This window comes from Bradyrhizobium sp. CB2312 (genome assembly GCF_029714425.1).
In the GTDB taxonomy this organism is placed as follows: Bacteria; Pseudomonadota; Alphaproteobacteria; order Rhizobiales; family Xanthobacteraceae; genus Bradyrhizobium.
The window spans coordinates 9159578-9181439 of the sequence record NZ_CP121668.1; the positions used below are offsets into that span (position 1 = coordinate 9159578).

General features: G+C 64.3%; 19 protein-coding genes. 10 read left to right on the plus strand and 9 right to left on the minus strand.

The features are described 5' to 3' along the window. Positions 1 to 9: 9 nt before the first annotated feature. Positions 10 to 2106: a 3-hydroxyacyl-CoA dehydrogenase NAD-binding domain-containing protein gene (locus QA642_RS43665; protein ID WP_283082325.1), complete on the minus strand. Its 2097-nt coding sequence runs from the start codon at positions 2104 to 2106 to the stop codon at positions 10 to 12. A gap of 130 nt (positions 2107 to 2236) precedes the next feature. Between QA642_RS43665 and QA642_RS43670 the strand changes: the two genes are divergently transcribed. The 9 genes from QA642_RS43670 (at position 2237) to QA642_RS43710 (ending at position 12456) form a co-directional block, all read left to right on the plus strand. After that, positions 2237 to 3103, plus strand: coding sequence for an IclR family transcriptional regulator (locus QA642_RS43670; RefSeq protein WP_283087102.1), 867 nt, complete (start codon positions 2237 to 2239; stop codon positions 3101 to 3103). Between the two features lie 66 nt (positions 3104 to 3169). Continuing rightward, positions 3170 to 3967: an ABC transporter ATP-binding protein gene (locus QA642_RS43675; protein WP_283082326.1), complete on the plus strand. Its 798-nt coding sequence runs from the start codon at positions 3170 to 3172 to the stop codon at positions 3965 to 3967. Then, positions 3964 to 4677: an ABC transporter ATP-binding protein gene (locus QA642_RS43680; RefSeq protein ID WP_008135694.1), complete on the plus strand. Its 714-nt coding sequence runs from the start codon at positions 3964 to 3966 to the stop codon at positions 4675 to 4677. Before QA642_RS43675 ends, QA642_RS43680 begins: the two co-directional genes overlap by 4 nt. Positions 4678 to 4896: 219 nt before the next feature. Then, positions 4897 to 5775, plus strand: a complete 879-nt coding sequence (locus tag QA642_RS43685; protein WP_283082327.1) for a branched-chain amino acid ABC transporter permease — start codon at positions 4897 to 4899, stop codon at positions 5773 to 5775. Between the two features lie 2 nt (positions 5776 to 5777). Then, positions 5778 to 6797, plus strand: a complete 1020-nt coding sequence (locus tag QA642_RS43690) for a branched-chain amino acid ABC transporter permease (protein ID WP_283082328.1) — start codon at positions 5778 to 5780, stop codon at positions 6795 to 6797. A gap of 31 nt (positions 6798 to 6828) precedes the next feature. Next, positions 6829 to 8064 carry an ABC transporter substrate-binding protein gene (locus QA642_RS43695; protein WP_283082329.1) on the plus strand — a complete coding sequence of 412 codons (1236 nt, stop codon included), beginning with the start codon at positions 6829 to 6831 and terminating at the stop codon, positions 8062 to 8064. A 116-nt stretch (positions 8065 to 8180) separates the two neighbouring features. Beyond that, positions 8181 to 9407 (plus strand): ABC transporter substrate-binding protein, encoded by a 1227-nt coding sequence (locus tag QA642_RS43700; protein WP_283082330.1) that lies wholly within the window; start codon positions 8181 to 8183, stop codon positions 9405 to 9407. 242 nt (positions 9408 to 9649) lie between these two features. After that, the gene (locus QA642_RS43705; protein WP_283082331.1) at positions 9650 to 10879 is read left to right on the plus strand and encodes an ABC transporter substrate-binding protein; all 1230 of its coding nucleotides are present in this window, start codon (positions 9650 to 9652) and stop codon (positions 10877 to 10879) included. Positions 10880 to 11172: 293 nt separating this feature from the next. Further along, entirely contained in the window at positions 11173 to 12456 is a 1284-nt protein-coding gene (locus tag QA642_RS43710) for a glycerate kinase (protein ID WP_283082332.1), read from the plus strand. Positions 12457 to 12493: 37 nt separating this feature from the next. Here the strand turns inward: QA642_RS43710 and nuoB are convergent, their stop codons facing one another. The 8 genes from nuoB to QA642_RS43750 all read right to left on the minus strand — a co-directional run bounded on the left by nuoB (position 12494) and on the right by QA642_RS43750 (position 20640). Then, positions 12494 to 13018 (minus strand): NADH-quinone oxidoreductase subunit NuoB, encoded by a 525-nt coding sequence (nuoB, locus tag QA642_RS43715; RefSeq protein ID WP_283082333.1) that lies wholly within the window; start codon positions 13016 to 13018, stop codon positions 12494 to 12496. A 3-nt stretch (positions 13019 to 13021) separates the two neighbouring features. Then, positions 13022 to 14530: an NADH-quinone oxidoreductase subunit C gene (locus tag QA642_RS43720; RefSeq protein ID WP_283082334.1), complete on the minus strand. Its 1509-nt coding sequence runs from the start codon at positions 14528 to 14530 to the stop codon at positions 13022 to 13024. A gap of 3 nt (positions 14531 to 14533) precedes the next feature. Then, positions 14534 to 15973, minus strand: a complete 1440-nt coding sequence (locus tag QA642_RS43725; protein WP_283082335.1) for a hydrogenase 4 subunit F — start codon at positions 15971 to 15973, stop codon at positions 14534 to 14536. Then, positions 15970 to 16632 (minus strand): hydrogenase-4 component E, encoded by a 663-nt coding sequence (locus QA642_RS43730; RefSeq protein WP_283082336.1) that lies wholly within the window; start codon positions 16630 to 16632, stop codon positions 15970 to 15972. Before QA642_RS43730 ends, QA642_RS43725 begins: the two co-directional genes overlap by 4 nt. A 2-nt stretch (positions 16633 to 16634) precedes the next feature. Continuing rightward, complete coding sequence (locus tag QA642_RS43735) at positions 16635 to 17591, minus strand: NADH-quinone oxidoreductase subunit H (protein ID WP_283082337.1); 957 nt, start codon at positions 17589 to 17591, stop codon at positions 16635 to 16637. Further along, positions 17588 to 19588 (minus strand): hydrogenase 4 subunit B, encoded by a 2001-nt coding sequence (hyfB, locus tag QA642_RS43740; RefSeq protein ID WP_283082338.1) that lies wholly within the window; start codon positions 19586 to 19588, stop codon positions 17588 to 17590. The genes QA642_RS43735 and hyfB overlap by 4 nt, the downstream gene beginning before the upstream one ends. 40 nt (positions 19589 to 19628) lie before the next feature. Further along, positions 19629 to 19898, minus strand: a complete 270-nt coding sequence (locus QA642_RS43745) for a transcriptional regulator (RefSeq protein ID WP_283082339.1) — start codon at positions 19896 to 19898, stop codon at positions 19629 to 19631. A gap of 220 nt (positions 19899 to 20118) precedes the next feature. Continuing rightward, entirely contained in the window at positions 20119 to 20640 is a 522-nt protein-coding gene (locus QA642_RS43750; protein WP_283082340.1) for a MarR family transcriptional regulator, read from the minus strand. Between the two features lie 177 nt (positions 20641 to 20817). On the opposite strand from QA642_RS43750, the gene QA642_RS43755 reads away from it, so the two are divergent. Then, the gene (locus QA642_RS43755; protein WP_283082341.1) at positions 20818 to 21858 is read left to right on the plus strand and encodes a branched-chain amino acid ABC transporter permease; all 1041 of its coding nucleotides are present in this window, start codon (positions 20818 to 20820) and stop codon (positions 21856 to 21858) included. Positions 21859 to 21862 lie beyond the last annotated feature (4 nt).

The window sequence follows — 21862 nt, forward strand, 5'->3', positions numbered from 1 at the left end:
AAAGCTCCCTCAAGCCGCCTTCGACGCCGCGGCCAGCGACGCGAACGTCTTGCCCTCGGCCGCGAGCTTCTTCAGCAGCGGCGCGGGCTCGAGGCTGGGGTCGTTGGTCTCCTTGGCGTAGAACGACAGGCGATCGGCGATGTGCTTGAGGCCGACGGTGTCGGCCCAGAACATCGGGCCGCCGCGATAGATCGGCCAGCCATAGCCGTAGAGCCAGACCACGTCGATGTCGGAGGGGCGCGCCGCGATACCCTCTTCGAGGATCTTCGCGCCCTCGTTGATCATCGGGTACATCATGCGCTCCAAAATCTCCTCGTCGCTGACGACGCGCTTCTTGCGGCCGAGACGCAGCAAGGTCTCGTCGATCAGCTTCTCGACATCAGGATCGGGCAGCGGCGCGCGGGAGCCGGCTTCGTACTTGTAGTAGCCCTTGCCGGTCTTCTGGCCGAAGCGGCCGGCTTCGCACAGCGCGTCCGCGATCTCCGACTTGATGCCGCGATCTTTCCGCGAGCGCCAGCCGATGTCGAGACCGGCGAGATCGCCCATCGCGAACGGCCCCATCGGCATGCCGAACTTGGTGACGACGGCATCGACCTGCTGCGGCAGCGCGCCTTCGAACAGCAGCTTTTCCGACTGCTTGCCGCGCTGGGCGAGCATGCGGTTGCCGACAAAGCCGTCGCAGACGCCGACCACGGCCGGCACTTTTGCAATTTTACGCGCAATCGTAACGGCCGTCACGAGGGCATCCGGCGCGGTCTTGTCCGCGCGCACGATCTCGCACAGCTTCATGACGTTGGCCGGCGAGAAGAAGTGCATGCCGAGCACGTCCTGCGGACGCTTGGTCGACTTCGCGATCTCGTCAATGTTCAGATACGAGGTGTTGGAGGCCAGCACCGCGCCCGGCTTGACGTATTGATCGAGCTTGCCGAACACTTCCTTCTTCACCGCCATGGTCTCGAACACGGCTTCGATGACGAGGTCGGCATCGCCGACATTCTCGATGCCGACGACGCCGTTGATCAGCGCCATGCGCTTGGCCGGCGCATCTGCCGGGATGCCGCCGCGCGCCGCGGTCGCTTCCCAGTTCTTCTGCATGATGCCCATGCCGCGCTTGAGCTGCTCCTCGCCGGTCTCGATCAGCGTGACGGGCACGCCGGCATTGGCAAAGGACATCGCGATGCCGCCGCCCATGGTGCCGGCGCCGAGAATGGCGACACGGTTAACGGGACGCGCCTTGGTGCCTTCGGGCACGCCCGCGACCTTGCTGGCCTCGCGCTCGGCGAAGAAGGCGTAGCGCTGCGCCTTGGACTGGTCGCTGGCGACGAGCTTCAGGAAGCCCTCGCGCTCCTTCTTCAGACCTTCGTCGAACGGCAGGTCGATGGCGTAGCCGACGGCGTCGGCCGCCGCGAACGGAGCTTCCAGGCCGCGCGACTTCTTGGTCATGGCGGCGACCGCGTTGGTGAAGATGGAGCGGTCGGCCTTGGCGGCCGCGATCTTGGAATCGTCATCGCGCAGGCGGCGCAGCGGACGCTTCTCGGCGATGAGCTTGCGGACGAAGGCCTCGCCGCCGGAGGCTGGGCCTTCGATGATCTCCTCGATCAGGCCGTTCTTCAGGGCTTCAGCGGCACCGATCGGATCGCCACCGACGATCATCTTGACCGCGAGCTCGGGCCCGACCGCGCGCGGCAGGCGCTGGGTTCCGCCGGCGCCCGGCAAGAGGCCGAGCTTCACCTCGGGCAGGCCGAGCTTGGCTTCTTTCACCGCAACGCGGAAATGACAGGCGAGCGCGACCTCGAGGCCGCCGCCGAGCGCGGTGCCATGGATCGCGGCAACGACGGGCTTCGGCGAATTCTCGATCTCGGCGAGCACATCGTTGAGCGCGGGCGGCTTCGGCGGCTTGCCGAATTCGGTGATGTCGGCACCGGCGATGAAGGTACGGCCGGCGCAGGTCAGCACGATGCCCTTGATGGCGGGATCGGCGATCGCGGCCTTGATGCACTCCAGAATGCCGCCGCGGACTGCGGCACTCAGCGCATTGACCGGAGGGCTGTCGACCGTGACGATGCCGACTTCATCATGACGCTCAAGCTTGACCACTTCGCTCACGGTGTCCCTCCTTGGTGGGGATTTACTTTTGTTCGATTTCGCGGTGCGGAATTTAATTCCGCATCTTGACGGCAGGGTTATTTTGAAGCACGTGGCTTGTCAACGACTCCGCGCAAGAAGCAGATCAGGGATGAAGCGTACAGCAAAGAAAACTGCGACCGATCGGAATTTCGTCGTCGCGCTTTCCCGCGGACTGGATGTATTGCGCGCATTCCAACCCAATGACGGCCTGCTCGGCAATCAAGAGATTGCGGCCCGCACCAACCTGCCGAAGCCGACGGTTTCGCGCCTGACCTACACGTTGACGAAGCTCGGCTATCTGACGCCGGTTCCCCGCTTCGAGAAGTACCAGCTCGCGCCTGCAGCGATGTCGCTCGGCTACGCCGCGCTCGCCAATCTCGGCGTTCGGCATTTGTCCGAGCCGTTTCGCGAGGAAGTGATGCGTGCGACCGGCGGCGCCGTGGCCGTCGGCGGCCGCGACCGTCACAGCATGATCTATTTCGGGCAAAGTCGCGGCAGCGAGACGGTCGGCGTTCAACTTGACGTCGGCTCCCGCGTGCCGATTGCAACCAGCGCGATGGGCCGCGCCTATTTCTGGGCGCTCGACGACGAGGATCGCGCCGAATTGTCCCGCATGCTGCGCGAACATTACGGCAGCCGTTGGCCCAAGATGCGCGACGGATTGGAACGCTCCGGCGAGACCGTCGCGAAATACGGCTTCGCGATTTCGGTCGGCGACTGGCACGACGACATCGGTGCCGCCGGCGTCGCGCTCAGGCTCAACGACGGAACCGGACCTTACGCATTCAACTGCGGCGCGCCCGCATTCCGTTTCACGGAAGAGCGTTTGATCAACGACATTGGACCGCGTCTGCTGGCGATGGTAAGGAACATCGAAGCGGCACTCGGGGGATTGATGCCGCAATCCAAAAAAGAAATCAGCAAAAAGCTGAAATCAGGAGGGAAAGTTGCGCGTGTGGCCGAGGGGATCAGATAGCCTTTGTCATCACCGGGAGCGGTTCGCATCGCCCCTTCGCCCACTGAACAAAGTGGGCGAGACGAGATGACGCAGGCACAGCTCGCGCAGGGAACATCGCCCCTGCTCGCGGTTCGCGACGTCAGCGTCGTGTTCGGCGGCATCGTCGCGCTCAACGGCGTGTCGTTCGACATGCACAAGGGCCAGATCCTCGGCTTGATCGGCCCCAACGGCGCCGGCAAGACCACGCTCTTCAACTGTCTCTCGCGGCTTTATCAACCGTCGTCCGGCGACATCCTGATGGAAGGCGTGAGCATCCTGTCGCGCCCGCCGCACCGCATCGCCGAGATCGGCATCGGCCGCACCTTTCAGAACGTGGCGCTGTTTCCGAACCTCTCGGTGATGGACAACGTCCGCGTCGGCGCCCATTCGAAGACCTCCAGCGACATCATCAGTGACTCCCTTCGGCTCGCCTGGGTCCGGCGCAGCGAGAGCGACGTCAACAAGAAGGTGCACGAGATCCTCGCTTATCTCGACCTCGAGGACGTCGCCCACACGACCGTCTCCGGCCTGCCGTTCGGCACGCAGAAGCGCGTCGAGCTGGCGCGGGCGCTGGCGGCCGATCCGAAGATCCTGCTGCTCGACGAGCCCGCCGGCGGCCTCAACCACGAGGAAGTCTATGTGCTCGGCGACCTCATCCGCCGCATCCGCGACGAACGCCACATGACCGTGCTGCTGGTCGAGCACCACATGGGCCTCGTGATGTCGATCGCCGACCATGTCGTCGCGCTCAATTTCGGCAAGAAGCTCGCGGAAGGCACCCCTAGCCAGGTGCAGGCGGACCCCGACGTCATCAAGGCCTATCTCGGGAGCAAGGACCAATGACGACACTGCTCAACGTCAAGGACCTGCGCGCCTATTACGGCCAGGTCCAGGCGCTCCATGGCCTGTCCTTCTCGCTCAACGAGGGCTCGCTGACGACGCTGCTCGGTGCCAACGGCGCCGGCAAGACCACCACGCTGCGCGCGATCTGCAACATGGTGCGATCCACCGGCGGCATCGAGTTCGACGGCAAGCCGCTCAACAACCGCTCCACCGAGAGCATCGTGCGCTTCGGCATCGCGCACGTGCCGCAGGGCCGCGGCACCTTCACCACCATGACGGTGGAGGAGAACCTCCAGCTCGGGGCCATCACCCGCAAGGACAGCGCCGGCATCGTCTCTGACATCGAGCGCATGTATGCGCATTTCCCGGTGCTGAAGCAGCGCCACACCCAGCAGGCCGGCACGCTCTCCGGCGGCGAGCAGCAGATGCTCGCGGTCGCCCGCGCGCTGATGCTGCGGCCGCGCCTGATGCTGCTGGACGAGCCGTCCTTCGGCCTTGCGCCACTCGTCGTGCGCGACCTGTTCGGCATCCTCGGCAAGATCAACCGCGAGGACAAGGTGTCGATCTTGGTAGTCGAGCAGAACGCCCAGCTCGCGCTCGAGCTCGCCGACCAGGCCTATGTGATCGAGACCGGACGCATCGTGATGTCGGGCAACGCCAAGGACATCGCGAACAACGAAGAAATCCGCAAATCCTATCTGGGTTACTGAGGAGCGATGATGGCAGTGATCTGTCCGCGCGCTCGTTACACCTCTCCCCGGCGGGGAGAGGTCGGATTGCGAAGCAATCCGGGTGAGGGGCCGCAGCCTCGCCGTGAGACCGTAACCCCTCACCCGCGCCTTCGGCGCGACCTCTCCCTAAGGGAGAGGTGGACCTTCGACGCCGTTACAGCTCAAACCCAATCTGGCAAGTTTTAGGGAGCCGGCACGATGGAGCTTTTCACCAACCAAGTCCTGGCCGGCATTGCCACCGGCGCGATCTACGCCTGCATGGCGCTGGCCGTGGTCATGATCTACCAGGCGATCGACCATCTCAACTTCGCGCAAGGCGAGATGGCGATGTTCTCGACCTTCATCTCCTGGCAGCTGATGCAGTGGGGCGTGTCCTATTGGGCCGCCTTCCTGATCACGCTGGCCTTCTCCTTCGTCGCCGGCATCGCGATCGAGCGGATCCTGTTCAAGCCGCTGGCGAAGGCGCCGGTGCTGACCAACGTCGCCGGCTTCATCGCGCTGTACGCGATCATCAACTCCTCGGCCGGTCTGCTCTGGGACTTCACCATCAAGCAGTACCCTACCCCGTTCGGCTCCGCGCCGTTCCTGGGCAGCCAGCTGATCTCGACCCACCAGGCTGGCATGATCGGCGTCACCGTGCTGCTGCTGCTCGGCCTCTACTTCTTCTTCCAGTACACCAGGATCGGCCTTGCCATGCGCGCCGCGGCCTCGGTGCCTGAATCGGCCCGCCTCGTCGGCATCAACACCTCCTGGATGATCGCGCTCGGCTGGGGCATGGCGACCGCGATCGGCTCGATCGCCGGCATGCTGATCGCCCCGGTCGTGTTCCTCGAGCCCAACATGATGGGCGGCGTGCTGATCTACGGCTTTGCCGCCGCGGTGCTCGGCGGTCTCACCAGCCCGTTCGGCGCCGTCGTCGGCGGCTTCCTCGTCGGCATCTTCGAGAACCTCGCCGGCACCTACATCCCCGGCGTCGGCAACGAGCTGAAGCTCCCGATCGCGCTCGCGCTGATCATCTCCGTCCTGGTCGTCAAACCCGCTGGCCTGTTCGGCCGGCACATCGTCAAGCGAGTTTGATCATGAGCGCTGCAGAAGAAGTCGTTGCAGAAGGCCACCAGGCGGTCGAGGCCGTTCCGAAGCGCGCCATGACGCTGGGTACCGGCACCTCGCTGGTGGTGCTGGCGGCGCTGATCATCGCACCCGTCTTCGTCAAGAACTTCATCATCTTCCAGATGACGATGCTCCTGATCTACGGGCTCGCGGTGCTGGCGCTCAACATCCTGACCGGCGGAAGCGGCCAGTTCTCGCTCGGCCAGAGCGCGTTCTACGCCGTCGGCGCCTACACCACCGCGGTGCTGATGGAGCACTTCAACGTCAATTATGCGCTGACGCTGCCGGTTGCCGGCGTGGTCTGCTTCGGCTTCGGCTTCCTGTTCGGACAGCCGGCGCTGCGGCTCAGCGGCGTTTACCTCGCGCTCGCGACCTTCGCGCTCGCGACCGCGATGCCGCAGCTGCTCAAGCTGAACTTCCTCGAGCACTGGACCGGCGGCGTGCAGGGCCTCGTCGTCACCAAGCCGGACGCACCGTTCGGCCTGCCGATGTCGCAGGACATGTGGCTGTACTACTTCACGCTCGTCGTGACGATCGCGATCTACATCTTCGCGGTGAACCTGTTGCGCTCGCGCTCGGGCCGCGCCTTCATGGCGATCCGCGACAACGAGATCGCGGCCTCCGCCATGGGCGTCGACGTCGCGCTCTACAAGACGCTGGCGTTCGGCGTCTCCGCCGCCATCACCGGCATCGCCGGCTCGCTCGGCGCCATCGCGGTGCAGTTCGTCGCGCCCGACAGCTACACCATCACGCTCGCGATCTCGCTGTTCCTCGGCATGGTGGTCGGCGGGGTCGGCTGGCTGCCCGGCTCGATCGTCGGCGCCGCCTTCATCATCTTCGTGCCGAACATCGCGGAGGGCATCTCCAAGGGCCTCTCCGGCGCCGTGTTCGGCGTGCTCCTCTTCCTCGTCATCTACCTCGTGCCGCACGGCGCAAGGCAGGTCGCGATCCTGGGCCAGCAGCTCGCCGGCAAGCTCAGGAAGACCTGAAGACCCGTTCGTTAAACCAAGGAGACCCGAATTGCTTTTTGAAAGAACACTCCGAGCCGCCGCGCTGGTCACGGCAACGGCGGCCTTCACTGTCACCTCCGGCGCGGCACTCGCGCAAAAGAAATACGACACCGGCGCTTCCGATACCGAGGTCAAGATCGGCAACATCATGCCGTATAGCGGGCCGGCGTCGGCCTACGGCATCATCGGCAAGACCGAAGAAGCCTATTTCAAGATGATCAACGACAAGGGCGGCATCAACGGCCGCAAGGTCAATTTCGTCACCTATGACGACGCCTATTCGCCGCCGAAGGCGGTCGAGCAGGTCCGCAAGCTGGTCGAGAGCGACGAGGTGCTGGCCGTGTTCAACCCGCTCGGTACACCCTCGAACACCGCGATCCAGAAATACCTCAACGCCAAGAAGATCCCGCAGCTGTTCGTCGCCACCGGCGCCACCAAGTGGAACGACCCGAAGAACTTCCCCTGGACCATGGGCTGGCAGCCGTCCTACCAGAGCGAAGCGCAGATCTACGCGAAGTGGCTGATGAAGGAGAAGCCGAACGCCAAGGTCGCGATCCTCTATCAGAACGATGATTTCGGCAAAGACTACCTCAAGGGCACCAAGGATGGCCTCGGCGCCAAGGCCTCGTCCATGATCATCCTGGAAGAGAGCTATGAGGTGTCCGAGCCGTCGATCGACGGCCACATCGTCAAGATCAAGGCCGCCAATCCCGACGTGCTGCTGATCTATGCCACGCCGAAATTCGCCGCGCAGACCATCAAGAAGACGGCCGAGCTCAGCTGGAAGCCGCTGCAGATCCTCACCAACGTGTCGATCTCGGTCGGCAGCGTGATGAAGCCGGCGGGCTTCGAGGCCGCGCAGGACGTGCTGTCGGCGGCCTATGCCAAGGACTCCACCGACCCGCAGTGGAACAACGACCCCGGCATGAAGAAGTGGAACGAGTTCGTCGACAAGTACATGCCCGGCGCCGACAAGACCGACACCGGCATGGTCTACGGCTACGGCGCAGCCTCGACGCTGGCCAAGGTGCTGGAAATGTGCGGTGACGATCTCACCCGCGCCAACCTGATGAAGCAGGCGGCCTCGTTGAAGGATTTTGCACCGGACACCCTGCTGCCCGGCGTCAAGATCAACACCAGCGCCACCGACTTCGCCCCGATCGCGCAGCTCCAGATGCAGCGCTTCAAGGGCGAGAAATGGGAACTCTTCGGCGAGATCATCAGCGGCGACGTCGCCTCCGAGTGACAAGCTGACGCGACAGTCCGAAACAAGAAGCCCCCGCGAACGATCGCGGGGGCTTTTTGTTGACGTCGGGCGCCAATCTTGTTCAATGCGCCGATCCGAGCCCGGGTAGGAGAACAATGACTGCCGTTCGTCTTCAGGTTGCGTCCCCGTGGGTCGCACTCGCGTTGTGCATTGCGATGACCGGCCCTGTGCTGGCGCAAAAGAAATACGACAGCGGCGCTTCCGATACCGAGATCAGAATAGGCAACATCATGCCCTATAGCGGGCCGGCCTCCGCCTATGCCGCGATCGGCAAGGCCGAGGAAGCCTATTTCAACAAGGTCAATGCCGAGGGCGGCATCAACGGCCGCAAGATCAAGTTCATCTCCTATGACGACGCCTATTCGCCGCCGAAGACGGTGGAGCAGGCGCGCAAGCTGGTCGAGAGCGACGGGGTGCTGCTGATCTTCGGCTCGCTCGGCACCTCCACCAACACCGCGATCCGCAAATACATGAACGAGAAGAAGGTGCCGCAATTGTTCGTGGCGAGCGGCGCCTCGAAGTGGAACGATCCCAAGCAGTATCCGTGGACGATGGGCTGGCAGCCGAGCTACGCCAGCGAGGCGCGCATCTACGCCAAGTACATCATGAAGGAGAAGCCGGACGCCAAGATCGGCGTGCTCTATCAGAACGACGATTTCGGCAAGGACTATCTGAAGGGCTTGAAGGACGGCCTCGGCGCGAAGGCGTCGATGATCGTGATGGAGGACGGCTACGACACCGCCGAGCCGGCGATCGACGAGCACGTCGTGAAGCTGAAGGCCTCGGATGCCGACGTCTTCATCAGCATCACCACACCGAAATTCGCGGCCCAGGCGATCAAGAAGGCGGCCGAGATCAACTGGCATCCGGTCCACATCATCTCCAACGTCTCGGCTTCCGTCGGCGGCGTGCTCGAGCCGGCGGGCATCGAGATCTCGCAAGGCATCCTGTCGGCGACCTACACCAAGGACGGCTCCGACCCGCAATGGAACTCCGATGACGGCATGAAGAAGTTCTATAACTTCATCGCGCAGTACGACCCCAAGGTCAACAAGCTCGATGCCGGCGTGGTGTTCGGCTATGCCGCGGCGCAGACCATGGTGAAGGTGCTTCAGATGTGCGGCGACGATCTCACCCGCGAGAACGTCATGAAGCAGGCGGCGAGCTTGAAGGATTTCGCGCCCGACACCTTGCTGCCGGGGATCAAGATCAACACCGCACCGGACAATTTCGCCCCGATCGAGCAGCTCCAGATGATGCGCTTCAAGGGCAAGAAATGGGAGCTGTTCGGCGACATCATCTCGAGCGACCACGGCCATTGAAGTCCATACAACTCTAGATCGCTCGTGACTGGTTAAACAACTCCAGACAGCTGCGCCGTCTCGCAATCGCACACGGGCGCGCGGCCGCCACTGACTACTAAAGACGCAGCCCCCGCGACGCCGTCGCGGGGGCTTTCTGTTGAAGGCACCTGCCAAATCGTATTGAATTGCGGCCGCGTCACCAAAAACAAGCAAGACAAGAAAAGGAAGCGCACACACACCAAGAAAATAGGGAGATTGGAATGCCCGCTGTCACCGGCAAACTTGCGGCCGCGTCACTGGCGCTCGCGCTCATTGCGGCCTCGACCTCCACTGCATCGGCCCAGAAGAAATACGATACCGGCGCCACCGACACCGAGATCAAGATCGGCAACATCATGCCCTACAGCGGACCGGCCTCCGCCTACGGCATCATCGGGCGGACCGAAACCGCCTATTTCAAGAAGATCAACGACGAGGGCGGCATCAACGGCCGCAAGATCAACTACATCTCTTACGACGACGCCTATTCGCCGCCGAAGACGGTGGAGCAGGCGCGCAAGCTGGTCGAGAGCGACGAGGTGCTGTTCATCTTCAACTCGCTCGGCACGCCGCCGAACTCGGCGATCCAGAAATACATGAACTCGAAGAAGGTGCCGCAGCTGTTCGTCGCCACCGGCGCCACCAAGTGGAACGATCCGCAGAACTTCCCGTGGACCATGGGCTGGCAGCCCAACTACCAGAGCGAGACGCAGATCTACGCGAAGTGGCTGCTCAAGAACAAGCCGGACGCCAAGATCGCCGTGCTCTACCAGAACGACGATTACGGCAAGGACTACCTCAAAGGCCTGAAGGACGGCCTCGGCTCGAAAGCGGCCTCGATGATCGTGATGGAGGAGAGCTACGAGACCTCCGAGCCGACCATCGACAACCACATCGTCAAGCTGAAATCGACCGGCGCCGACGTGTTCATGAACATCACGACGCCGAAATTCGCGGCGCAAGCGATCAAGAAGAATGCCGAGATCGGCTGGAAGCCGCTGCACTTCCTCAACAACGTCTCGGCCTCGGTCGGCAGCGTGATGAAGCCCGCCGGCTTCGAAAACGGCCAGGACATCATCTCGGCCGATTATCTCAAGGACGTGTCGGATCCGGAGTGGAACAACGATCCCGGCATGAAGGAATTCCTCGCCTTCATGACAAAATACTTCCCCGAAGGCGACAAGCTCGACAAGGGCACCATCGTCGGCTACGCCGTGGCGCAGACGCTGGTCCAGGTGCTGAAGCAATGCGGTGACAATCTCACCCGCGAGAACATCATGAAGCAGGCCGCCAGCCTGAAGGACTTCCGCACCGAGGCGCTGCTGCCGGGCATCCAGATCAACACCTCCGCGACCGACTTTGCGCCGATCAGCCAGCTCCGGCTCGAGAAGTTCAAGGGCGAGCGCTGGGAACTGTTCGGCGACGTGATCAGCGCCGACGTCGGCGGCTAAAGCGCGATGAGATCAGGATGAATCGTCATCGCGCTTTAGGTTGTTGTTTACGCATGATCTTTCCGGAAAACCGCTGCGCACTTTTCCGGATCATGCTTTAGCCGGACGACGCACGCGACGCTTCAAGCCCCCTGCGAGACGATCGCAGGGGGCTTTTGTTTGCGCGCCGATTATGATCACGCGATTGCACAATCGAATGATGGTAAAGCCTGCTTACGCTTTGGCGCCCGATGCGCTAGGCATGTGAACGGCGTTCGCCGCCAGCCTGTTCTGTCCGCTTAGGGCTTTTCGTCATGACCGACCGACGTCCCCTGCTCCGCGCGCTCTACGACGCCGCCGTTGCCGCCGCCCATCCGAGCACGATCCTGGCGCCGCATCTGCGCCCCCTGCCGAAGGGGCGCGTGATCTGCCTTGCCGCCGGCAAGGGCGCCGGCGCGATGGCCGCCGCGGCGGAGCGGCATTATCTCGACACGCTGGGGCTGGCGCCGGAGCGCCTCGTCGGCATCGCCACCACGCGGCACGGCTACGGCGTGCCGACGCGCCGCATCCGCGTGGTCGAGGCCGGCCATCCCGTGCCGGACGAAGCTGGCCTCAAGGGCGCGGCCGACACGCTCGCGCTCGCGAGCGAGGCCGGCCCCGATGATCTGCTGCTGGTGCTGCTCACCGGCGGCGGCTCGGCGAACTGGATCGCGCCGGTGGACGGCATCAGCTTTGCGCAGAAGCAGGCGGTCAACAAGGCGCTGCTGCGCTCCGGCGCGCCGATCGGCGAGATGAACACGGTGCGCAAGCATCTGTCGCGCATCAAGGGCGGGCGGCTGGCGCGCGCCGGCAAGAATGCCGCCGAGATCGTCACGCTCGCGATCTCCGACGTGCCGCATGACGATCCCTCCGCGATCGCCTCCGGTCCCACCGTGCCCGATCCGACCACGCTGGCGGATGCGCGCGCGATCGTGGCGAAATACAAGCTCGCCATCGACGATGCCGTCCGCCGCGCGCTTGACGATCCCGCCAACGAAAGCTGCAAGGCTGATGATGCCGCCTTCGCGCGCGCGACGTTCGAGCTGATCGCGCGTCCCAAGCAGTCGCTCGACGCGGCGGTGAAGCTTGCGCAAGAAGCCGGCTACGAGACCATCGATCTCGGCGCCGACCTCGAGGGCGAAGCCCGCGAGGTCGCGGCCGAGCACGCCAAGCTCGCGCTTCAAGCCCGCGCGCGAGGCAAACGCGTCGCGATCCTCTCCGGCGGCGAGCTCACGGTCACCGTGCGCGGCAATGGCCGTGGCGGCCCCAACCAGGAATATGCGCTGGCGCTCGCCGACCTGCTGCAAGACACGCCTGACATCGCGGCGCTCGCCGGCGACACCGACGGCGCCGATGGCGGCGCCGGCCACCCGACCGATCCCGCCGGCGCGCTGATCGATGCGGCGACGTTTGCCAAGATGAAGGCGCTGGGGCTTCAGGCGCAGGCCTCTCTCGACAACAACGATGCCACCACGTTCTTCGAGGCTACGGGGGATCTCTTGCAGCCGGGCCCGACGCTGACCAACGTCAACGACATCCGTGTGATCCTGGTGGATTAGGCGCGCCCTGTTCGACGCCACCGCGGCCTGACCCGGCTTACCGCTTGCCGCTGACGTGCTCCAGCAGTGCAAGCAGGCCCTTCAACAGGTCCGTCGGCGACGGCGGGCAGCCCTTGATGTGCAGATCCACCGGAATGGTCTCGGACACGCCGCCAACGCAGGCGTAGCTGCCTCTGAAAAGACCGCCATCGATAGCGCAGCCGCCGACCGCGACGACCCATTTCGGATCGGGCGTCGCATTGTACGTCCGCTCGAGCGCCTGTCGCATGTTTTTCGTCACCGGACCCGTGACCAGCAGCACGTCGGCATGGCGTGGCGATGCGACGAAGCGCAGGCCGAAACGTTCGACGTCGTAGAAGGCGTTGGACAGCGCGTGGATCTCCAGTTCGCAGCCGTTGCAGGACCCGGCATCGACCTCGCGAATGGCAAGAGAACGCCCCAGCGTGGCCTGGGCAGCGCGATCGACTTTCGCGGCGAGCTCGGCCAGTGCCGAATCGTCCGGCGCCGGCGCGGGCTCCGTCAGCGAACCATAGGTGAGGCTTTCGAGCAGGGTCTTGCGCATGGCTTAGAGGTCCGCGCCAGAATAGGAACAGTTGAACGACTTATTGCAGAGCGGGAAGTCGGCAATGATGTTGCCCTCGATTGCGGTCTCCAGCAGCGGCCACTGGAACCACGACGCATCGCGCAGATGGCAGCGTTCGACGCGCAACTCGCCATCGAGCCGCAGCCACGCCAGAACGTCGCCGCGGAAGGCCTCCGTCAGCGCCAGACCTTCGCATCCGCCGCGCCCTGCCGGCGGTGCGTTCCTGATCTCGCCTGGCTCCATCAGGTCGAGCATCTGCGCGATCAGTTCGACGCTCTGCTCGACCTCGCGGATGCGGATCCAGACCCGCGCGTTGACATCGCCGGCTTCCAGCACCGGCACCTCGAACGACAATTGATCGTAGGGCGCGTAAGCAAACGTGCGGCGTGCATCGAAATCGCGGCCCGAGGCACGGCCGACATAGCCGCCGGCGCCGAACTGCCGCGCATAGTCCGCCTTCACGATCCCGGTCGTGACGGTGCGGTCCTGCAAGGATGCGGTGTTGTCGTAGAGCTCGATCAGGCGCGGAAATACCTTTCGGATCTCGGCGAGCAGAGCCCGCATGGCGGGGATGCCGTCCGCCGAGACGTCGCGCGCCACGCCGCCGGGTACGATGACGTCCATCATCAGGCGATGACCGAAGGCCGTGTCCGCCGCCCGCAGGCAGCGCTCGCGCAAGATGCCGGTCTGGGCGTGCATCAGCGCAAAGGACGCGTCATTACAGATCGCGCCGATATCGCCGAAATGATTGGCGAGCCGCTCGACTTCCGCCATCAGCGCCCGCAAAAAGATCGCGCGCCGCGGCACCTGGATGTCGAGCGCCGCTTCCGCCGCGCGGGCAAAGGCGAAGGCGTAGGCCACCGCGCTGTCGCCGGAGGTACGGTTGGCGAGCTTTGCCGCGGCCTCGAGATTCGCGCCTTGCATCAGCAACTCGATGCCCTTGTGGGTGTAGCCGAGCCACTGCTCCAGCCGCACCACATGCTCGCCATTGGCGGTGAAGCGGAAATGGCCGGGCTCGATGATCCCGGCATGGACGGGGCCGACCGCCACCTGGTGTAACGCCTCACCCTCGGCCGGCAGGAACTGGTACGGCCGCACCTCGCGCGATGCGTTACGGCCGGAGAGCGGATAGGATTGGCCCCAGGCATCGTGATCGAGCCATGGCCGCAGATCGTCGGCGGCACTTGGAACAAGCCCGAACAGATCATGGATGGTCCGTTCCAGCCGTAGCGCGGGCAGATGACGGCTGGCGACGCTTGGAAATGCGCCGGCCGTACACTCGTAGGTGACGACCGCGACATCGGCCGAGCCGCCATCGAGCAGCGCCAGATGCACTGCGGCTGGCTCGCCCCAGAAGCCAAGCAGTGTGAGGCCTCCCTCGACCAGTCGATCGATCGCGGCCTGCCAGCCCGCCTCCGTCACGACCGCGCGCGGCCAGGGCCGGTGCGACAAGATCGCATTGACATGGGGGATGCTGTCGAGGATGCCCATCGCTTACCCCAGGAGCTTCGCGACGTTCTGGAAGCCGGTGACCAGCACCGGCGGCAGATAGATGCCGGCCATCATGACCAATCCGAGGTGCGTGAACATTGGCACATAGGAGGCCTCCGCGGGCGCCGTCTTGCCTTTAGGCTCGCCGAACATCACCGCGCCGATCCGCAAGACAAGCCCGCCGAGCGCGATGATGATGCCGAGCACCAGGATCACCGTCAGCCAGGGCGCGCGGGCGAAGGTCGAGCTCACCACCAGAAACTCGCTCATGAAGATGCCGAGCGGCGGCAGCCCGACGATGGCGATGACGCCGAGCATCAGGCCCCATCCGAGCACGGGATTGGTCACCGTGAGCCCGCCGATGTCAGCGATCTTCTGTGTGCCCTTGACCTGTGCGATGTGGCCCACCGCGAAGAAGATTGCCGACTTGGTCAGCGAATGCATGATCATGTGCAACAGCCCTGCGAAATTCGCGAGCGGCCCGCCCATGCCGAAGGCGAAGACGATGATGCCCATATGCTCGATCGAGGAATAGGCAAACATCCGCTTGATGTCGCGGCGCCGGTACAGCATCAGCGCGGCGAAGATCACCGAGATCAGACCCATGGTCACCATCAGTGGACCCGGCGTGATCGCCGCGGAGTTGACCGCGAGCATCATCTTGAAGCGCAGGAGCGCATAGAGCGCGACATTGAGCAACAGGCCGGACAGCACCGCCGAGATCGGCGTCGGGCCCTCGGCATGCGCATCCGGCAGCCAAGCGTGCAGCGGTGCGAGACCGACCTTGGTGCCGTAGCCGAGCAGGAGGAAGACGAAGGCGACGTTGAGCAACGCCGAGTCGAACTGTGCGGCGTGCTTCACCAGCACCGTCCACACCATGCCGTCCATCCCCTCGCCCACCACGGGGCGCGCCGCCATATAGACCAGGATCGTCCCGAACAGCGCGAGCGCGATGCCGACGCTTCCGAGGATGAAATATTTCCAGGCCGCCTCCAGCGCCTCATGGGTGCGGTAGATGCCGACCATCAGCACGGTCGTCAGCGTCGCCATCTCGATCGCGACCCACATCAGGCCGATATTGTTGGCGATCAGCGCGAGGTTCATCGCGAACATCAGCATCTGGTACATCGCGTGATAGAAGCGCAGGAAGGCCGGCGTCAGCCGCCCGATCTCGATCTCGTGATGGATGTAGCTCGCGCTGAACACCGATGTCGTGAAGCCGACGAAGGTCGTCAGCACGATGAAGACCTTGTTGAGGTCGTCAAGCAGCAGATATTGTCCCGACGTCGTCTCGATCACGAACAGCAACAGCGAGGTGAGGAACGTCGCGAGCGCCGCAACGACGTTGAGCTTCGCCGTCAGCAGGTAGCCTGGCAGGATCGCGAGCAGCGTGGCCGAGATGGCCGGGATCAGGAGGATCGCACCGAGCGCATCGATCGTCATCGCCGCTCTCCCCTGAAGCGATCGAGCGCCTGCACGTCCACGCTGTCAAAACGCTCGCGGATGCGGAACAGGAAGATGCCGATCACGATGAAGGCGATCAGCACCGAGAAGGCGACGCTGATCTCGACCACCAGCGGCATGCCTTTCGCGCCGGTTGCCGCCAGCACCAGCCCGTTCTCCAGCGACATGAAGCCGACGACCTGGCTCACCGCGTTGCGCCGCGTCACCATGATCAGGAGCCCCAGCAGCACCACAGACAACGCAAAGGCAAGGTCCTCGCGCGCCAGCGCGTCGGCACCCGGGGTAACGCGCAGCATCACCACCATCGACAGCGCGACGAGCCCGATGCCGGCCATCATGGTCAGCCCGATGCTGATCACGTTCTCGATCTCGCGGTGGATGCCGAGCCGCTTGATGATCCGGTGCAGCGCGACCGGGATGATGATGGCCTTGAAGACCAGTGCGATCAGCGCCGTGACATAGAGATGCGGCGCGTGCTGCACATAGGCCTGCCAGGCGACCGACAGCGCCAGCACGCCGGCGTGCAGCGCATAGACGTTGAGCAGCGCATAGAGCCGGTCCTGGTAGAGCATCATGAAACTTGCCAGCACGAGAGACCCGGCGAGCAGATGCGCGATATCGAATTGCAGGCTGCTCATCACTAGAGACTCCCGGACACAAAGCGCAACAGGGTGGCAAGCAGCGCCAGCATCAGCGCCGCGCCCAGGAACTCGGGGATCCTGAATACCCGCATCTTGGCGATCGACGTCTCGAAGACGGCGAGCAGGAAGCCGAGGACCACGAGCTTGCCGAGATAGAGCAGCGCACCAAGGCTCAATCTCGCAACGCTTGCATCCGCTGTCGCCGTTCCCCAGGGCAGGAACACGCAGGCGATCAGTGAAACATAGAGCAGGAGCTTGAGCTGCGACGACAGGTCGACCAGCGCGAGATGCCGCGCCGAATATTCCAGCACCATGGCCTCGTGCACCATGGTGAGTTCGAGATGGGTGGCCGGATTGTCGACGGGGATGCGGGCATTCTCCGCCAGCGCCACGACGGTCAGCGCGACGAAGGCCATGCCAAGCGACACGCGCAGGCCGACCGCGTCCGAGCCCATGAATTCGGCGACGTAGGCGAGCTGGGTTGAGCCCGCGATCATCGCGACCGAGAAGACGGTGATCAGCATTGCAGGCTCGGCGAGCGATGCGATCATCACCTCGCGACTGGAGCCGATGCCGCCGAAGGCGGTGCCGACGTCCATGCCGGCGAGCGCCTGGAAGAAACGCGCGCTGCCGAGCAGTGCGATGATCGCGATAAGGTCGGCGGTCCACGAGAACAGGAGCCCGCTGCCGAAGGTCGGCACCAGCGAGGCCGCGACCCAGGTGCCTGCGAACATCAGATAGGGAATGACGCGGAACAGCCAAGAGGCGTTGTCTGCCAGCACGACGTCCTTGCGCATCAGGCGGATGAGATCTCGATAGGGCTGCAGGAGCGGCGGACCGCGCCGACGCAACAGCCGCGCCTTCACCTTGCGGACGAAGCCGGTGAGCAATGGCGCAAGCAGCAGCACGAGGCACATCTGGACGCCTTGCGAGAGGATGTCGCGAAGCGTGGTCATAGCGCCACCACCAGGAGCAGCACGATCAACGCGGCGAAAACGAGCGTCAGATAGCGGCGGATGGTGAGGAATTGCAGCAGATTGATGCGCTCGGTCACAACGCCGATCACCTTGGCGATCGGTGCGTAGAGCGCATCCCAGATCAGGTCGCGCATGTCGACGGTGAGCCGTGCCGGCGCGGGCGACAGGGGCTGCGGCATCTCGCCGATCTCGCGCGCAGCGAAGATCACGCTGCCGAACACGCGGCGGATCGGCTGCGAGAAGCTGGAGGCGGAGTATTGGATCGCGGGGTTCGAATCCGGATAGCCGCAATCCCAGGCCGGTGCGCGACGCAAGCGATCCGACGCGAGGCGATGAATGGCGGTGGCTGCGGCCATGCCGCTGAGCGCTGCAAACAGAAACACCAAGAGGCCGTTATAGGAGCTGCGGCTCTCCGCGATCGGAACGATGGTCAGCCACTCCAGTCCAGTCTGGTGCGGCATGACGTTGCCGACCATAGCCTTGCTCACCGGCGCGAGCGCGTCGATGAAGAGGCCGGGCAGGATGCCGGCGACGAGGCAGAGAGCGGCTAGCGCGAACATGGCGGAGAGCGAGAAGAGATCGGTCTCGTGCGCGGATGCGGCAACATCCGAACGGGGACGGCCGAGGAAGCTGACACCGTAGAGTTTGACGAAACACGCCGCGGCGAAAGCAGCGGCGAGCGCCAGCAGTCCGCCGACTGCCGGGACGATCAACTTCAGTCCCCAGTTCGGCAGTTGCGGTGAGAGCAGGATCGCCTGGAAGGTCAGCCATTCCGAAACGAAGCCGTTGAACGGCGGCAATGCCGAGATCGCGACGCAGCCGACCAGCACCGCGAACGCCGTCTTCGGCATGCGATGGATCAACCCGCCGAGCTTCTCCATGTCGCGCTCGCCGGTGACTTCCAGCACGGCGCCGGCGCCAAAGAACAACAGGCTCTTGAATAGCGCGTGATTGAAGACGTGCAGCAGCGCCGCAGTGAAGGCGAGCGCGGCCACCCAATCGAGCCCCTGGGCCTTGAAGGCGAGCGCCAGCCCGAGGCCGGTGAAGATGATGCCGATATTCTCGATGGTCGAATAGGCGAGTACGCGCTTGATGTCGCGCTGCATCAGCGCATAGAGCACACCTAGCGTCGCGGTCGGCCCGCCAACCAAGAGTACCACCACGCTCCACCACCACACCGGTTCGGGCAGAAGATCAAAGACGATACGCGCGAAGCCGTAGACGGCGACCTTGGTCATGACGCCGCTCATGAGGCCGGAGACGTGGCTGGGCGCGGCGGGATGGGCGAGCGGCAGCCAAGCGTGTAGCGGCACCAGGCCAGCCTTGGAGCCGGCACCCAGCAGCACGAGGATCACCACCATGCCGGTCAGCGCAGCGGAAGGATGCGAGGCTCGGATCGCATCGAAATCGTAACCGGCGCCGCTCGCGAGCAGGCCGAAGGCGAGCAGCAGCGCCAGCGTGCCGAAACTTGCCATCAGAAGATAGACATAGCCGGCGCGGACATTCCCGGCCTCCCGGTGATGCGACACCACCATCGCCCAGGAGCTCAGCGACATGAATTCCCAGGCGACCAGGAAGCTGAAGGCATCGTTTGCCAGCACGACGACGTTCATCGCCGCGAGATAGGCAGGATAGAACGGTAGCACGCGGCCTGGGGAGTCCTCGTGCCTGGAGTAGCCGAGCGCGAACAGGCTCGCAGCGGCGCCGCCGAGATTGACGACGACGAGGAAGAAGGCGGACAGTGCATCGAGCCGGAAATGGGCACCGAGCCAGGGCAGGCCGATCGGCAGTGTCGCGCTCAACACGGGATGGGCGGGATCGAGCAAATGAAGGAGCACGGTAGCGCAGAGCGCCGCAGTGATGACGAGGCAGGCGCCATACAGCACGACCGAGCCGCGCGGGCGCATCGACAGCACGATTCCAGCCGGCGCCAGCACCAGCAGAGCCGCCACTGACCATAGCGCCACGGCGATCATGGCCGCTCCTCGATCATGATTTGCGCGCGCGTCGCCATCGCTATTGGCCGCCGGCGCTCGGTCGCGGAGACTTCAGCCGCACACCGCGCCCCCCGGAACTCGACGCCGCCCCCTCGGCGATCAACTCGATGCCGGCAACTGACAGCCCCTCGACCAGCTTCACCAGGGAATCGACATTGCCGCGGATCACCCCTTCGGAGGCTTCCATGCGCTGAATCGTTGGCAGCGACAGCGAACAGAGCTGCGCGAGTTCGCGCTGGTCAATCCTGAGCAAGGCACGGGCGGCACGAAGCTGCGCGGCGGTGATCACGGGGCGAATGTCCGTGGCAGTTACAGGGATCAACTTACCAAGCTTAGGGCGCGCAAAATGACGTTTCAAGCGTCATTTTCTATATGCGACGCATCATTGCGTTCGAGGCCCTCGAAGCTCGCGCCCTCGCGCTAATTCAAGCCCGGGCATGACAACCGCGCGAATGCGGCGCGAGCTTCCGCGGTCGCGCTCGCACGCACCCAAGAATGATTGGTCCGCCTCAAAACTCGTTCGCGATCTTCGATAGCATTTCCAGCAGGGCCTCGCGGTTGGCTTGCCCGAGCAACTCGTTCAGCCGCGCCTCGTGCTTGGTGGCGACGAGCTTCTTCGCCCGCGTCAGCACGGCCTTGCCCTTGTCGGTCAGGACCAGGATGTGCGAGCGGCGGTCGTTGGTGGAGCGGATCCGCGCGCAGAGGTCGCGGCTCTCCAGATTGTCGAGCATGGCCACGAAGTTCGGCCGGAGGATGCCGAGGGTCGAGGCGATCTCGGTCTGGTTACGGCCGGGGTTCTTGTCCACCAGCAGCAGCACCGAGAACTGCGCCGGCGTCAGCTGGAGCGAGGCCATGCAGCGCAAGAAGTTCTCGAACACCTTGAGCTGCGCCCGCTTCAGGACATAGCCGAGCTGCTCGGAGAGCTCGCCGAGCTGGAGGGCCTCGGCCTGCGGCTCGGCCGCGTCCTTGCGGCCCTTGGCCGCGTCGGTGGCCTTTTCGGAAGACTTTTCAGCGGTTTTGGAAACGGTCATCGCCTCTTGCTCGTAATCCCGCTAAATTCAGGACGGGTCGTTTCCCGCCCTTGAAGTTATATTTGATAATTGTTATGGACCATATCAAATATCGTCAGCGTATTTCAATGGCTGTGTGGGGACCATCCACCGCAATTGCGGAGGCCGGTCCTCGATCTTGAGGGGGAGCGTCCGGTCTTGAACACCACTATCATGCTGTTCCTGGTGCAGGACGGCATCACCAATGGCGCGATCTACGCGCTGCTCGGCCTCGCCCTGGTGCTGGTGTTCGCCGTCACCCGCGTCATCCTCATTCCTCAGGGCGAGTTCGTCACCTATGGCGCGCTGACCTATGCTTCGCTCGCCGCCGGCCAGATGCCGGGCACGGCGAAGCTGGCGCTGGCGCTGGGCATCGGCGCCTTCGCCTTCGACCTGTTCGTGGCGCGCAAGGCGCTGCACGGTCGGCTCATCGTGCGCAGCCTCCTCACCAACGTCGTGCTGCCGGCCATCGTGCTGGCGCTGACGATTTACTTCGCCGCCCAGAAGCCGCCGGTCGCCATCTGCATCGCGCTCGCGCTGGTGATCGTGGCGATGATCGGCGTCTATCTCTACCGCATCGCGTTCCAGCCGCTGGCGCACACCTCGGTGCTGGTGCTGCTGATCGCCTCGGTAGGCGTCCATCTCGCGCTGCAGGGCCTCGGCCTGTTGTTCTTCGGCGCCGAAGGCCAGCGCGGACCTGCGGTGCTCTCAGGCGCCTTCACCGCCGGCGCGCTGCGCTTCACCGGCCAGAGCATCACCGTCTACGCCATCACCATCGCCTTCATCGTCGGTCTCTGGCTGTTTTTCGGCCTGACACTCTACGGCAAGGCGCTGCGCGCGACCGCCGTGAACCGGCTGGGAGCGCGACTCGCCGGCATCCGCACCACGCTGTCGGGGCAGATCGCCTTCCTGCTCGCCTCCGTCATCGGCGCGCTGTCGGGCATCATGATCGTGCCGATCACGACGCTCTACTACGACTCGGGCTTCCTGATCGGCCTCAAGGGCTTCGTCGCCGCGATCATCGGCGGGCTCGTCAGCTATCCCCTCACCGCCGTCGCGGCGCTGGTCGTCGGCATCGTCGAGGCGTTCTCGTCCTTCTATGCCTCCAACTACAAGGAAGTGATCGTTTTCATGCTGCTGATCCCCGTGCTGCTGCTGCGCTCGCTCGCCGCGCCCGCGGTCGAGGAAGAGAAGGACTGACGCG

Bases quoted from the DNA above. Each gene is read 5' to 3' on its own strand.
- QA642_RS43685 (WP_283082327.1), top strand. From the start codon at position 4,897: ATGGAGCTTTTCACCAACCAAGTCCTGGCCGGCATTGCCACCGGCGCG.
- hyfB (WP_283082338.1), bottom strand. From the start codon at position 19,588: ATGATCGCCGTGGCGCTATGGTCAGTGGCGGCTCTGCTGGTGCTGGCG.
- QA642_RS43730 (WP_283082336.1), bottom strand. From the start codon at position 16,632: ATGAGCAGCCTGCAATTCGATATCGCGCATCTGCTCGCCGGGTCTCTC.
- QA642_RS43750 (WP_283082340.1), bottom strand. From the start codon at position 20,640: ATGACCGTTTCCAAAACCGCTGAAAAGTCTTCCGAAAAGGCCACCGAC.
- QA642_RS43670 (WP_283087102.1), top strand. From the start codon at position 2,237: ATGAAGCGTACAGCAAAGAAAACTGCGACCGATCGGAATTTCGTCGTC.
- QA642_RS43680 (WP_008135694.1), top strand. From the start codon at position 3,964: ATGACGACACTGCTCAACGTCAAGGACCTGCGCGCCTATTACGGCCAG.
- QA642_RS43720 (WP_283082334.1), bottom strand. From the start codon at position 14,530: ATGGGCATCCTCGACAGCATCCCCCATGTCAATGCGATCTTGTCGCAC.
- QA642_RS43710 (WP_283082332.1), top strand. From the start codon at position 11,173: ATGACCGACCGACGTCCCCTGCTCCGCGCGCTCTACGACGCCGCCGTT.
- QA642_RS43690 (WP_283082328.1), top strand. From the start codon at position 5,778: ATGAGCGCTGCAGAAGAAGTCGTTGCAGAAGGCCACCAGGCGGTCGAG.
- QA642_RS43675 (WP_283082326.1), top strand. From the start codon at position 3,170: ATGACGCAGGCACAGCTCGCGCAGGGAACATCGCCCCTGCTCGCGGTT.
- QA642_RS43735 (WP_283082337.1), bottom strand. From the start codon at position 17,591: ATGACCACGCTTCGCGACATCCTCTCGCAAGGCGTCCAGATGTGCCTC.
- QA642_RS43700 (WP_283082330.1), top strand. From the start codon at position 8,181: ATGACTGCCGTTCGTCTTCAGGTTGCGTCCCCGTGGGTCGCACTCGCG.
- nuoB (WP_283082333.1), bottom strand. From the start codon at position 13,018: ATGCGCAAGACCCTGCTCGAAAGCCTCACCTATGGTTCGCTGACGGAG.
- QA642_RS43705 (WP_283082331.1), top strand. From the start codon at position 9,650: ATGCCCGCTGTCACCGGCAAACTTGCGGCCGCGTCACTGGCGCTCGCG.
- QA642_RS43725 (WP_283082335.1), bottom strand. From the start codon at position 15,973: ATGACGATCGATGCGCTCGGTGCGATCCTCCTGATCCCGGCCATCTCG.